The 14,160-nt window shown below is 37.1% G+C and carries 12 protein-coding genes; 1 reads left to right on the top strand and 11 read right to left on the bottom strand.

Annotated elements, in window-relative coordinates:
- Nucleotides 1-131: 131 nt before the first annotated feature.
- Nucleotides 132-1,448, top strand: coding sequence for a tyrosine-type recombinase/integrase (locus DWZ40_RS13030; protein WP_118543441.1), 1,317 nt, complete (start codon nt 132-134; stop codon nt 1,446-1,448).
- 659 nt (nt 1,449-2,107) lie between these two features.
- Here the strand turns inward: DWZ40_RS13030 and DWZ40_RS13040 are convergent.
- The 11 genes from DWZ40_RS13040 to DWZ40_RS13090 form a co-directional block, all read right to left on the bottom strand.
- The gene (locus tag DWZ40_RS13040) at nt 2,108-2,605 is read right to left on the bottom strand and encodes a type III toxin-antitoxin system ToxN/AbiQ family toxin (RefSeq protein WP_118543443.1); all 498 of its coding nucleotides are present in this window, start codon (nt 2,603-2,605) and stop codon (nt 2,108-2,110) included.
- A gap of 838 nt (nt 2,606-3,443) precedes the next feature.
- A complete protein-coding gene (locus DWZ40_RS13045; protein WP_182431739.1) occupies nt 3,444-4,622 on the bottom strand; it encodes an N-acetylmuramoyl-L-alanine amidase family protein in 1,179 nt (392 codons plus the stop codon).
- 152 nt (nt 4,623-4,774) lie between these two features.
- Entirely contained in the window at nt 4,775-4,966 is a 192-nt protein-coding gene (locus DWZ40_RS13050) for a hypothetical protein (RefSeq protein WP_118543445.1), read from the bottom strand.
- Between the two features lie 137 nt (nt 4,967-5,103).
- Complete coding sequence (locus DWZ40_RS13055; RefSeq protein ID WP_118543446.1) at nt 5,104-5,685, bottom strand: hypothetical protein; 582 nt, start codon at nt 5,683-5,685, stop codon at nt 5,104-5,106.
- Between the two features lie 280 nt (nt 5,686-5,965).
- Nucleotides 5,966-6,451 carry a hypothetical protein gene (locus DWZ40_RS13060; protein ID WP_118543447.1) on the bottom strand — a complete coding sequence of 162 codons (486 nt, stop codon included), beginning with the start codon at nt 6,449-6,451 and terminating at the stop codon, nt 5,966-5,968.
- Nucleotide 6,452: 1 nt separating this feature from the next.
- A complete protein-coding gene (locus DWZ40_RS13065) occupies nt 6,453-6,749 on the bottom strand; it encodes a hypothetical protein (RefSeq protein ID WP_147354198.1) in 297 nt (98 codons plus the stop codon).
- A gap of 117 nt (nt 6,750-6,866) precedes the next feature.
- Complete coding sequence (locus DWZ40_RS13070) at nt 6,867-7,976, bottom strand: RNA-guided endonuclease TnpB family protein (protein ID WP_118543449.1); 1,110 nt, start codon at nt 7,974-7,976, stop codon at nt 6,867-6,869.
- 127 nt (nt 7,977-8,103) lie between these two features.
- Nucleotides 8,104-9,507: a hypothetical protein gene (locus DWZ40_RS13075; RefSeq protein WP_118543450.1), complete on the bottom strand. Its 1,404-nt coding sequence runs from the start codon at nt 9,505-9,507 to the stop codon at nt 8,104-8,106.
- 102 nt (nt 9,508-9,609) lie between these two features.
- Nucleotides 9,610-10,470 (bottom strand): hypothetical protein, encoded by an 861-nt coding sequence (locus tag DWZ40_RS13080; RefSeq protein WP_118543451.1) that lies wholly within the window; start codon nt 10,468-10,470, stop codon nt 9,610-9,612.
- 45 nt (nt 10,471-10,515) lie between these two features.
- The gene (locus DWZ40_RS13085; protein WP_182431740.1) at nt 10,516-11,157 is read right to left on the bottom strand and encodes a hypothetical protein; all 642 of its coding nucleotides are present in this window, start codon (nt 11,155-11,157) and stop codon (nt 10,516-10,518) included.
- 57 nt (nt 11,158-11,214) lie between these two features.
- Complete coding sequence (locus DWZ40_RS13090) at nt 11,215-12,021, bottom strand: hypothetical protein (RefSeq protein WP_118543452.1); 807 nt, start codon at nt 12,019-12,021, stop codon at nt 11,215-11,217.
- Nucleotides 12,022-14,160 lie beyond the last annotated feature (2,139 nt).

A 14,160-nucleotide genomic window follows, 5' to 3' on the forward strand; every position in this document is an offset into this window, starting at 1 on the left:
AAATTGGCATAAGTCTACGAGAGGTCTACGAAAAATCTCAATGTAGACTTGGAAAACGTGTAGACTTTGTAGACTTGAATGTGATATTATGAATTCAAGCATATTATTAACAAGAAAGAAAGGGCGATAATATGGGCGAAGTTATAGTCAAACAAAGATTGCATAAGTCTACTGGTAAAATAGTATATGAATACGCTTTTGAGGTTGCATCTATTGATGGCAAAAGAAAACGTAAAACAAAAAGTGGATTCAAAACCAAGAAAGAAGCAAGAGAAGCTGGAAAATTAGCACAACAAGCCTACGAGAAAGTTGGAGTTCCAATAGAACCTTCTACAATGTCATATTCTGATTTTCTCGATGAGTGGATAGAAAAATCTTGTAAACTCACATGTAAAGATGTAACCGTCAAGGGATACGAAAAGAAAATAAGACTTTATGTAAAACCTAGAATTGGACAATACAGAGTCAAATCTATTACAAAGAAGATATTGCAAGATGTATTAATTGATCTATTTAATGAGGGATTTTCACAGAACACTTTATCGTCAATTCGTGCTGTGTTTACAAAATCTTTTGAATACGCTGAAGACAATCATTATATCCAAACAACGCCAGCTGTTAAACTTACTATTCCAACCGCAATGCAACCAAAGGTACAAACGAGAACCAAAAAACATATTTACATTCCAGAAGATAAAAGAAAAATGATTTTTGATCGTTTCCCAGAAGGAACGACAACTTATATCCCAATGCAAATAGCATACAGAACAGGATTACGTCTTGGAGAGGTATACGGACTTGTCTGGGAAGATATTGATTTTGAGCACAAAACACTATCAGTAAATCGACAAGTACAATGGTTCACTCCACCTCCAAAACCAGGCGAAAAAAGAACCGTTGGAGGTAAAAGAGATTCAGACGGATATTGGTATTTTTCGACTCCAAAATGGTCATCATATCGAACCATAGATATTGATGATGAATTAATCGAAATTTTGCTTAAAGAGAAACAGAAACAGAATAAAGGGGAAGCATATTACGCTGAATATTTTACTCGTTATTATTGTCAACAACATCTTTCGTTTAATGGCAAGAAACCTCAATTTTCTGTAATGCCAATGAATGAAATCCAAACAGATAAAACACCTTACGAAATACATTTTGTAACAAGAAGAGATAACGGCACTTACGTTACGACAGGGACGACCAAACATTCAGCCCATATCATTCATCATCAATTGAATTATCCAGAATATGATTTTCATAGTTGGAGACACACACATGGCACAATGCTACTTGAGAATGGCGCGGATCTTACATTTATCCAAAGAAGATTAGGGCATAAAAATTTGGATACAACTCTCAACATATATACAAACCATTTAACGCAAACCATCCACGACAGAAGTTTACAGAAGCTCAATGGTATGTTTCAGCCCGACAATTGACAAGCAAAATTTGCCCCTAAAATCGGTTTTGATCATTCAGACGATAACTTCTTCGCCTAAGCAATAAAAAGCCAAAATCGGGCAAATAAACGCCTTACACAGAAATGGATAATATGAAAGACATATACGACAGACCTATGAATCGTCAACCGTGTGCCTGTTTATCCTGGACAACCGCAAGCGGTGAACTCACGCCGATCCAGATAAAGGTAAAAGATGAATCTGGTGAAATCCAGACCATAAAGAATATCGAAGTCCTTTCAACTGAGAAGAAATCGACCTTTCATTGCAATGTGTGGATATTCCATTGTGTAGCACCAATCAATGATCTCAGGCACAGATTCATGTTGTCTTACCAGTCTGATAAAGGCACTTGGGATATTGTGAAAGAGTAGTCGCGTGATAAGAACAAATGTGCTACAATCAAGTTGTCTCTCTTTTAGAAAGGCAAAGAGTATCGGGATGCGCCTAGCTGAGAAGCTGGGCGTTTTCATTTTGTCGAATTTTGCGGTTCATAAAACTTGCCAAAATCTAACAAATAGCTTATTCTATAATTGTTCTTTTTGCAGAACGTCATTAAACCTCGAAGAAGCCTTAACTTTTCCCACGAAGTTAGGGTTTTCTTTTTTTTTGGAATCGTAAAAATGGGACATCAGATTTTACTCCAATGTCCCATTAAATTTATAATATACATCTTCCAATAATTTCAGATTGCAACAACGACTCTTGACACGAAGATCATGCTGTGATAGCGATTCGTCATCAGTCAATACCAGTTGTCTCAGCTTCGTAGCAGTAGAAGTGATTCCAATAATATCATTATTTATTGCTTCATATTGGTTCTGCAATAAGATGCGATACTTCATATCTAATTCTTTGGCAAAATCTATACCGATTAGTGCAGAATCCGGCACAGGAATCATATTGTTGAAGTTAATGGCTCCATATTCGCCGCCCTTAATTTTACGGAAATCTTTTCCATTTTTCATTTGGCGATGTTTTGCTTTTGGTGATGTGAGAGGAGCGTAGTATTTAATATCCTCGATCTGCAAGACGACTCCAATATAAGGTCTGGAATTCTGTTTATTTTCTTCTACCGAATTATCATACTGGCGCAAAAATTTAATATAATCATCTGTGATGTGATAGAATCGCATATTTCTCCTTTGCATCGTAAAAAATAGGGAACGATTTCTCGCTCCCTAGGCTTTTTTAATCCTCTTTTATTTGGTGGAGGGACACCGCTGATTTAGTTCCTACTTACTGGTGAGGAAACACCGCTGATTTAACTCTCACTTATTGGTAGAGAAACACCGCTTTTGTATTTATATTATATGACATCTCCAAAATTATGTCAACACGTATTTTATAGAACAAAAAAGAGCCGGATAATTCCAACTCTTTCCTGCATTGCTTTAGGTCTTTAAATTAACCTACATAATGGTTTCAATCCTCAGTCAACATTTTTACGAAGTCTGGCAGTCTGTGAAGCATTACAATAAGGCATGTTGATTTCGCTTCGACCTTATTGTTGTAATACTTACGTATTAATAAATATTAACATTTCAATCCATAGGATTACTCCTGATGCCATATTATCTATGACACTTATAATGTATCACACAATTTACCATAATGCAAGCATAAAGTGAAACTATTTTATCTGGTTATTATGTTGCCGCCACAACATTGCAAGCCTTTCACTTGCCCGGCATTGTACGGGTGCTTCCGAGAGGGCGGTTGATAACGCTGCCAGTACAGCGCTGTGCGCACCTTACACAGATGTCTTGCTGTTCAGCAAGGAAAGAATTACTTCTTCCGGCGAAATAGTTTTCCAGCTTTCCGGCACGCTGCTAAGAACTTATCGGTAACTACATTCTCGTTGAATCGCTTCAAAAATTCCTTGGAATCCCATGCCTTAATAACTGGAACACTAGGAAAGAATGTCTCCAAATTACTTCGTCTATAATGTTTCGGATTTTCTGGATGACTCACCTAAATCACAACCTTTCCCTCTGGATTTTCGCTGTCTTTCTCCTCAATATATTCTCCGTTTTCATTGAGCCAATAATACATATTAGAGCATACAGATTTCACCCAACAGTTATTAGCCATTCTGCCGTTATCGGCAAGATAATAGAATTTTCCATCATCCTGTTGCACCCATTTTGACCGATAAGCCGCGCCAGTAGAAGAGAAGTACATCCATTCTCCTTCGTATTTATACCAAGCATTGCATACCATTTTATTTGAGTCGTCTAAGAAATAATATAACTGACCACCAATCTCATGTAAGCCTTTTACCGCCTTACCAGACTGCTCCAAATAATACCAACTATCGTCTATTTGCAACCAACCAGTATGCATTGCACCGCCTTTATCCAGATAATACCAACCATCAAAATGATATACCCAGTCACCGGAAACCATATCTCCATTTGGATTATGTAAGTAGTACCACTGACCATTTTTATCCTGATACCAACCAGTAATCATGTAGGAATCTTTGCCGAAAACGTACCACCTGTCATTGATATATTTCCAAGCATCAATCACATAACTACCGTCAGAATTGCGATATTTCCAACCAGTAGCATTATGCTCCCAGCCGGATTTATCCGTACCATAATTCGGGCGCAAGAACTTATGTCCTGCCTTTTTAGCGGCTGAAATACTATATGTTTTAGGGCAGACACAGCCACCACCATTACGAGCAATCGTAGTCACATTTGTGGTCGTATTTGCCCCGAAAGTCTGAAATGTAGAAGCGGTAACTTTGGTTACTAACTCGGCATGGTGGAAGCGTGATCCATTCCAAAATACGATAATATCACCAAACTTTGGTGAGTCGTATACTTGTCCCTTTCGCTTAAAAAGAGAATAAGTTTCCTGGCAGTTAATCATAAATTTCTGTAAGCAAAGTTCCTGTGCAACGGCTAATCCGTATACCTTTACAAAGCCCCAAAAGATAGTAGCAATACAGTAATATGAGCCTTGATAATTTGCTAATCCAGCATCGGCTAAGTCCTGCCAGAACATAGTCCAGTTGTCTGATCCGACGTAATTCCCGGTCATTTCGTATAGGTTTTTCTTTGGCGTATTCTTTCTTTTTTCCACGTATCCATTATATTTTTTGAGGAAGTTTACGAGTTTTTGCGGGTCGTAAAATGCCATAATGAATGCTCCTTTCTGAGTAAAAAATACCCACATAAATCCAGAAATGCCAACACGCAAAATTATCAATTATATCATTTTGCGTGCAATGCTTTCCTAGTTTCTATGTGGGCTTGCGATATAATTTGTTGATAATCTTATTGAGTAACTGACTACTTTTCTTCTGACTTAATCAAAGTATTAATTGTTTCTTGAAGATGATGTTCGTCTTTGAACACAAAAATAGTGCTACTAAAATTCAAGTCTCCATGAATAGTACGACCAGGTTTTAAGTCGATAATCCGATACCCCATTTTTACTAATCTTCTTGCGATACTAGCTTTGTAAACATAGATTCCGTACATAAAATATTATTCCTTTCAAAAGTTGCGAAAAACGCAATTATTTTCCAAAAAAGTTGCGAAAAACGCAACTCCAAATGTAGCAAATAGCCAGTATTTTCCTACGTTTTTGACGTATTGTACTATCTTTTATCTTACACTTAACATACTTCATTTAATGTAGAAAGCTCATTCATGAATTCTTTCCAACCACTGTTATCAAAGTATTTACAAAGTTCTTTTTCTGGGTTCTTGCCATTTATATAAATATAAGGATTGGCAATATAAAATTTCTCTATATTTTTTGTCTTACAATTACCAACTTGCATGATTCCAAAAACTCCATGTTTAATTAGTGAATTCATTAATCTGGTCATGCGAGAATAATCAGTTTGCATCACATCTGCAATTTCATGTAAGTCCATATTATGTTTTCTCTTTCCAATTCCAATCTTCAACACATTGTCTTCGTAAGAAACAAATTTGGATAACCCAATGGCAATCTGATATTCTTTTGGCGGTAATTTTAATGAGAGAGCATACGCCATTTCTGTGAACATCTTTACAAACCCCTCTCCTTTATTAAAATTTAAAACATGTGTGTCAACATAATCTTTATGTTTCTTTTCGCTTTCAGTTAAGGTGTCATCTTCTATAGAAGTACACCCATTAGTTTCACAGATAAATTCACCTGTGTTTTTATCAATATGGATCACATCCATACTATTCAATTTTTTACGCATATGTAAATTCTCCCTTTTAGTAATTCTTTATTGGTCTTCTTCTATTAGTCATATTTGCGATCTTGCGTTAGCAAGAGAGCAAGGGGTGACGATTGCTTGTCAATCGGCGCACCAACTGCCGTAGGCAGATAAAGTATCTTCCACTAGGTTCATAGTCGTATTTTGCTACGCAAAACACTCCTTACTCATTGCGCCAAAACTATACGCAACTCGTACAGTTTTTGTTTTTCATTTAAAATTAAAAGAGCCATTGCGTCAAACTGACACAACAGCTCTTTCTTTATTTCCAAGACTCAATCTTCTTTCCGTTCCACTTAAAATATCTTTTGCCAATGCGATAATACGGGGTTTCCTCGTTGGCGTGAAAATAATAGACAAGCGAATCATCTAGTACAATACATACGCCAGACAGAAATAACCATGCCGCCGCAAAGAATAGATTAATCTGTCCCGCAACAGCAGAGAATGGAAGAGAAGAGTAGTCCCAAATTGCTAATCCTTCAATCACATTCCACTGGTAGCCAAATATACACTCACACAAAAGTGCAATCAGCATACCAACGGTGCATTGAAGAATAAAATCTGTCTCATAGGTAAACAACTCGTTAATACTGCCAACCAGAATACCAATTACAGCGGCGAGAACAAACATTCTCCAATCTGTCAGATGTCCTTTATAAATACATTCTATCAGGAAGTATATTACGCCGAAAATGGTCATGTGTGTAATACGGTCACAGAAGAAATGAAATCCCTGTTTTAGCATATTATGCACCGCCTCCGTCCATGTCATAGGCATAATCTGAATCGACTGTCCCGGCGCGACCACCATCCAAGTCGATATCGCCTACCATATATAATTGTACTTGCTCATAGAGCTTCGCAGACATCATGCCGTCATTTTCAGCACTTGCAATTGGCAATACCACATCATTGTCTTTCCTTAATTCCTTGCCACCGTCAATCTTCACAGATGATACTGTGGTGGACTTTGGCGCGAATAGTTCTTTACATTTATCCAAGAAGGTAGACAGTCTTCGAGGACTTATATATTTAATTTCCATTTTCATTATACCTCCAAGGTTAGTCAACAACCCATAATCTAAAGCTTTATGGGCTTGTAGCTCGATACAACTTCGTTATTGCATTTAAGGGTGTAATAATTTATTCGTAAGCATAAACTACCTATCAGGACATGAGCTTGCCCCTAAAATTCTTTTTCCCTCTGTTAATATATTCTTTGCAGCATTGATATCTCTGTCGTGAATTTCTCCACACTCTGGACATGTCCATTCTCGAATCCACAACGGTTTCTTACCAGTAATACACCCACAACAAGAGCAGATCTGTGAGCTAGGAAACCATCTGTCAATTTTCTGAACAGTTCTTCCCTTATCCAATGCTTTATATTCCAACATATTTACAAATTCAGACCAACCAACATCTGATATACTCAATGCCAAATGATGATTTTTCATAAGACCTTTTACATTTAAATCTTCCAAAGCTATCACTTGGTTCTCGTTTGTAAGCTTATAAGAGATTTTATGTAAATAATCTTTCCGTTGATTAGCAATATGTTGATGTAACTTGGCAACTCTCAATTTCTGATGATCATAGTTATTACTTCCTCGTTTCATTTTACTTAATTTTCTTTGCTCTCGCTTCAACTTTGGTAGTTCTTTCCGCAAAGACTGCAATACTGGAAACTTCTCGCCATCAGAACAGATTGCTAAGTCTTTCAACCCTAAATCAATGCCAATTTCTTTATTTATTGGTTCTGGTTTTTCTAATATTTCTTCGTCTCTCCACAAAATAGAAATATAAAAATCACCTGTTGGTGTCATCGAGATAGTACAAGATTTTGCTATTCCAATTTTATGTCTGTGATTGATCATTTTTACATATCCTAATTTTGGCAACTTAATATCATTTTCTGTCACTGGATAACCAGAAGACGTCATTGTTTTATAACTATTTTTAGGTCGCTTTTTACTCTTGTATTTTGGATAACCAACATTTTTCTCTTTAAAAAATTTAGAAAATGCAGACTGTAAATCCATTTGAGTAAAACACAATGCCATAGAATCAATTTCTTTTAACCATTCATTTTCTTTCTTATAAAAAGCGGGTGTATTAATTTTACCTTTTTTATTCTTTTCATAATATTCGATGTTGTCGTGTAATGCTTGATTCCAATACCATCTACAACATCCAAAAGTCTTCATTATGAGTTGTTTTTGTTCTTCTGTAGGATAGCATCTTATTTTATATGCTTTAATGATTTTCACCTCCTACTATAATATTCGCTCTTTCGCAATTCCTCCACTGGCTTTAGACAGTGGGATTCCTTGTTTAATTCTCTTTGAAGATAAGACGGAGATTTTGACATCTCCGCCCTTCTTGTTGTCATGTAAATTACTCAGCAGCGAACATTGCCTCGATTTCCTTATCGGTAGCTTCTACATAAGTAGTACCCTCGATGGTATCAAGTCTGCCTTTGATGGCAGTGATATCAGCAGCGTTTGTAGCAATGCCGGATTTGTTGGTTGCTACCTGACCATCGGCCAGAGCAGTTACAGCAGCAGCGGCATCATCGCCAGCCTTCTTTGCAGCCTTGATAGCAACATCGGTTGCACCGCCGTCAGCCAGAGAAGCCTTTACATCTGCAACATCGGTTCTCAGAGCTGCAACATCAGCTTCCTGTAAAGCAGTGTCAGCTTTTGCACCCTGTGCAGCAGTTGCATAGTTCGGAGCTAAATCGTCGGAATACTTCTTAGCATCAGCCAGTGCCTTTGCAGAAACCTTGTCAGCGTAATCTACAACGGTAGCAGCATCAGTACCTTCCGGCAGATTACCAACCTTTTTATCAAGGTTAGCGATTGCAGTCTTGTTAGCAGCAATATCACCTGCCATGGTAGCGGCTTCACCCTTATGAGCGGCAGCATAGTCAATAAGCTCTTTATAGGTGTTTACAACGCCATCATCAGATACTTTGGTGGAGAAGTCATTGAAAGCATCATCAATAGCTTTCTTTACGGAACCTGCGCCCTCACCGTTAAGAGTATCGATAGCGGTCTTGTTAGCAGTAATTAAACCTCTAACCTCGGTGTCATTATACTCGGAATCAGTAATGGTCTGCTCAAGCTCTTTCTTGACATCAGCAATCTGTTTCTTTACAGAACCCTCTACAGAAACCTCGCCGTCCAGCTTATCCAGTACATTCTTATTAGCGGTAATCTGCTCCTGTAAAGCATCGCTTGCGGTCTTAATCTGTTTTTTAACAGATCCGTCGGTATCAACAGTACCATCTAATTTGTCCAGAACTTTCTTATTTGCTGCAATCTCGCCATCAAGAGCAGTCTTAGCAGTCTTGATTTTGTTGTCTACGGAACCCTCTACATCTTCAGCACCATTCAGTTTAGCAATGGCATCGGTGTTTGCCTGGATCTTGGTGTTCTGTTTACCCTCGGACTCACTAATCTTAGTCTCGACCTCAGTGGTCTTTGCCAGGTCAGCCAGTTTAACGCCACCGTCAGCAACAGTACCGTCAGCCTTGGCAACTACAACGTCACCTGCAACAGCACCAGTCATCTTGGTGATCAGATTGCTCAGATCGGTTTCCGGAAGATCAATGGTGTATGCCGGAACAGCATCTTTACCCGGAGTTTTAACGGTATAGAATTTCAGAGTATAGCCGTCGATTGCAACGGATTTAAAAGAATCTTTTACGCCATCAGATACCTGGCTGCCAATGTATGATTTGATTAAACCATCGTACTTCTGAAGCTTACCTAAAGTAATAATTGTAACCTGTGCCATAATAAATAGCCTCCTTAAAATTATTTTGTAATAGTGAAATAAAGTTAAAAAGTTGCATATATTAAGAAAGTGCAGTCCATATCAGATATGAACCACACTTAATTAATTTGGAATGTTTGTATTGGAATCGAACATCTCATCAATCGCAGAATCTTCTGCAATAGCAATTTTCTCATCCAACTTTTTGTCAATAGATTCATCTAATTTCGCATCCAGATAATTCGTTACCACCGACTCAATATATTCCTTGGCTTCCGTCTGACTAATATAATCAAGTGCTTGTAATTTTTTATCCAGAGCATCGTCTGTGACATAATTATTCTCCGCCAGATAAGCAGAAGTCACCATTTCTTCCTTTTTGATTTCCTCGCCAACGAGAGAATAATCAGTGATTCTGTGCGCAGAAATATCCTTAATATGAGTTTCTGCATCTGTTTTGTCTACGAGGAAAATATGATTTTCAGAACTTTGGAAGACTGTCTCAACAGACTCAAAGATACGATACTGACCTTTTACGGAATAAATACCATTATCCAGATTGCCTACCATAATCGGTTCGGCTAATGAACCTTCAAGATTTACAATTGGCCTGTTTCCAAGCGTATTATAATCAATCTGCTCATCGACATCGGATAGAAGAGTAACACACCATAAGTCTTCATCATCTTTATTGACAATATAGGCTTTATATCGGTTCTTTTTCTTGATTGCTACAAGCTGACCTTCATAAGTATCTGTTGCAGCATTCAGATAAAGCAGCGCTTCTTCTTCAGTTGGAAACTGATATACTCTGGATTTAATCGGAACCTGTTCCAAATCTTCTGTAAGGATATAGCATTCATGTGTATCCTTTGTATAAATAAGATCATAGGCATCTAATTTACCGGAATCAATTCGATCCTGAATATCGGTCAGGTTCAGATAACCATATCTGCTTCGATTTTTAGCTGAACTCTCAGCCATGCGTTTTGACCTCCTTTCTATAATTCTTAGAGAATATGAATATGATTACAGAACAACTTTGATTAAACCATCTTCGGTATCATCTGCAATCGCATCACCGAGGTCATTAAGTGCAATTTTATCTCCAATGGCTTTACCATTTGCTGTCAGATACAATTCGGAAGTATCATTATCCAACTTGATATTGTCTGCTTTGGCTTGATCGTAGGCATTGGCCATTTTGTCCAGACCTTCCATTTTCACATTCAGCTCATTAATTTTCTGCGTAATAGCATCAAATGATTTATTGGAAACAAAGGAATAATAATCAGACAATGGAGAAATAGTAATTGTAGTCTCGCCTGTTTCAAGACTATATTCTTTCATTTCTTCCATATCAACCTTAGACATTGTGAGATGAATTGTAATATCACCAGCAAATCTGGTAAGATCCGTATCCACCGGAAGAATATAAGAGTAGTAGTTGTCTTTATACACCTCGTCCTCTTTGGCAAGAATTTCGGCATGAGCTTCATTACCCTGGTCAAGATATTTAAGAACAACTGTAAAATCCGCCAAGTCTAAATCTCCGTAGGTTGACGGAACAAGGAAGCGGAATTTATCTACAAGATTTTCTCGCTGATAAATTTTTGTCCTGACTGTGACTTGGAGACTTTTATCATCAGGTTTGAATAAAACAGTATACATTTTGCCTCCTGTTAATGAAAAGGAGTCTCATATGTCAGAGACTCCATGATTGATAAATTACTCTTCGCCAAAGATTTTCACTGCCATAACAGCATCTTTATCCTTAGCGGAAAAGATAGCTTCCTTAGCAGCCTGCATCTTGTTGAAGTACGGTTTTGTATATGCTCTTACTGCAATAGCAATAGCACCAAACTCTTCCTCGGTTCTTTCAGTGCAAGCGGAACCTTTGGAATGCCACTCTAATTTTGCCTTTGGATTACTGGTCTTTTCCATCATATAACCCATATATTCCTCGGTCATCTCGGAACGATCCTCGTCCTCAACGCCATAATACAGACCGTCGGTATGCTTCATCGGGTTATTGCGGAAGAAGTCATTCATAGCTTCTTTATTCTTTGCCTGGCGATACTTTTTAAGCTCGTCCAGAGTACAGGTATCAACGTCAATAGTTGGATTAATCTGCTTGTCCAGCTTGTCTACCAGGGCAACGGTCGGGTCAACATACTTGAGAACTACAACTACAAGTTCAACCTGTTTGGTTTCGGTAGTTGGGACAGAAGTAGTAATCTCTTTGCCGGATTCATCCAGAGAAGCAATCTCTTTGGTGGATTCAGAAACAACATCTACAGTCATTTCGGCAACAGAAGAAACAGAGGTGTAATTGGAGAAAGTACATACATAAGTTCCTTCATCGTTGGTTTTGATGATTTCTTTTGCAACATCAGCTACGTTTGCCTGGTCAAAGAAATCCTTTACAACATCCAGAGAATAATCAGACTTTAAAAAGCGGAGAGTAAGAGACTCAGCGGTATTCTCGGAATCGTATAACTTGAATACTTTGTTGTTTAAAAAGGTAATATTCATGGTTGTCTTCCTTTCGTTTTTATAAAATTTTGGCTATTGGCTTGGAAATAGGAATTTTTGAATTAACAGAAAACTGCTTGAAAAACAGAACATTGTGTGGTATATTAGTTGTGCCGGGATAAAATCCCGTGGATTGAAATACAAGCATTTACTAATGCAAAACGACGATTGGTTGCAATATGATTGACATTTTCCTTTCGTTGCACAACACACCTCTATGTAGCCGGTATTGCACAAAAATGTCTTCCGTGGATTAAAATGTAAGTATTTGTTAACAGGCAAACACTTCGAAACTGAGTTAGAGATCTTTTCTCTGGCTCTTTTTCGTTTCATTGGCAAATTTTGAAAATCGACGCCTCAAAAAGCTAGTAAAATCAAGGGTTTTTGGACATGAAAAATCCGATGAAAGAATGATTTCAAATAATTACTAAATTTCTGAAAATCTTTATGTATAATATTCTGAAAATCTACATAAACATTCACTCAATGTAGTAATATTGAAAATGTAAGGAATAATACAAATACACGCTACGATCAGATATCTCTTTTATCTAATACTGCATCACAGCCATATACATTTCCGGAAGACGGCTATGTATATATCAGTTCAGAAAGAGCAACTTCCGGCATAATACGGGCTGTCGTGACTGATAAAAAGGGTGCTGCAATTGCTCTACTCTATATGAATGTAACAGGAAGTTACCAAACGCAGTCATTATGGGTTAAAAAAGGAATGAAAGTGTATGTAGCTAGTACGATCGATGGATGTCAAATTAATTATTGTAGCATAGGTACTTAAACTAAAATCGTGATAAAAATTAAGAAACCATAATATATGAACCGAAAACAATCACATTCGATACCGAAGCAGTTTTATACAAACGTATAGATTTATTACTATAGATCCACATAGTTCCTACTGGTAAATATGGGAAATTGTTATTTCGGAGGTCTAATATTGCATAATCGTAGTTTGGAGCCACCTCTGTAATATCTGCCTGTAAAATCATTGTTGATTCGGTTGGTAGATTGTTGAGTGTACCGTATAAACTTATAGCGTTATCAAATTTCTTAAAAATATAGATATCCGTATTGCGTAGAAACAGACATTGGCTTAACTGATAAATTACTACTTGAAATTTCTTTGTGAATAAAAATTCATTTCTCAAATTTCTCCACGTGTTGAATTTACTAATTTTGATTCTCATAGTAGTAATTTTGCTGAGCTAAATACAGCAACGAAAAAGAGCATTTTTACTGGCGAATGGAATAGTGAATACGATTTAGGTGTATTATCCTTTATCGATTGCACTGGAAATGAAATTTATATTCAGACAACGTCAAGCGGGCTAATTAATGCAATAATGATTAACAAAAAGGTAATATTTCAACGATAATCTTATACTAATCAACAATATGCAATAGGAGCAAACAACAAACCGTCAGTCCAAATAGATCCGGTAGTAAATGTAATAGTAATTTTAATTCACATGTGGCGACAATTTCTCTGCCAGCACAAGTTGGCATGACAGCGAATAATATTATCAAGAATTGCAAAGCATGTTGTGCTTATATGAAAGAAGCCTATAAGATACATATTTTTTGTGGGTATAACTCAGGGTATGCAACGATTATTGGTTATACGTATGAGACATCAGAAACTACCCGTTACGCATTGTTCCTGTGTCAAAGCATTGCAAGTAACAACTTATATGTTTGTCGATGCTATGAAGGCAATTGGGTTGTTTACGAAATTCAGGGGAATAAGCTTACATGATTATGCACTTGTATCAACGTATAAAACTATCAAGTTGGTCACTACAGCGCCTACAGATCCGCAAAGGGAAATAGCATTTCCTTGATTGCCTTTGTTTCCGCCTATCACGCTAATACAATCTTTAGTAGATATACTGCCGTAATTAACAATAGAGCAAAATGTACATACAACATGGTCAAGAATCGCATAGCCGGAACTACCGATGGTTGCAGAATCATATTTTTTTGTTTTGAATGTGAGCATATTACTAGATTCTTAATCAAATTTAATGATGTATAAACATACAAAATTGCCTTATATTCATTCATTACACATCCCAAGATAGTAATATTGAATATGGAATAAGCCCTCTTGGTATGATA

Source organism: Clostridium sp. AF32-12BH, assembly GCF_003477935.1.
GTDB lineage: Bacteria > Bacillota > Clostridia > Lachnospirales > Lachnospiraceae > Brotaphodocola.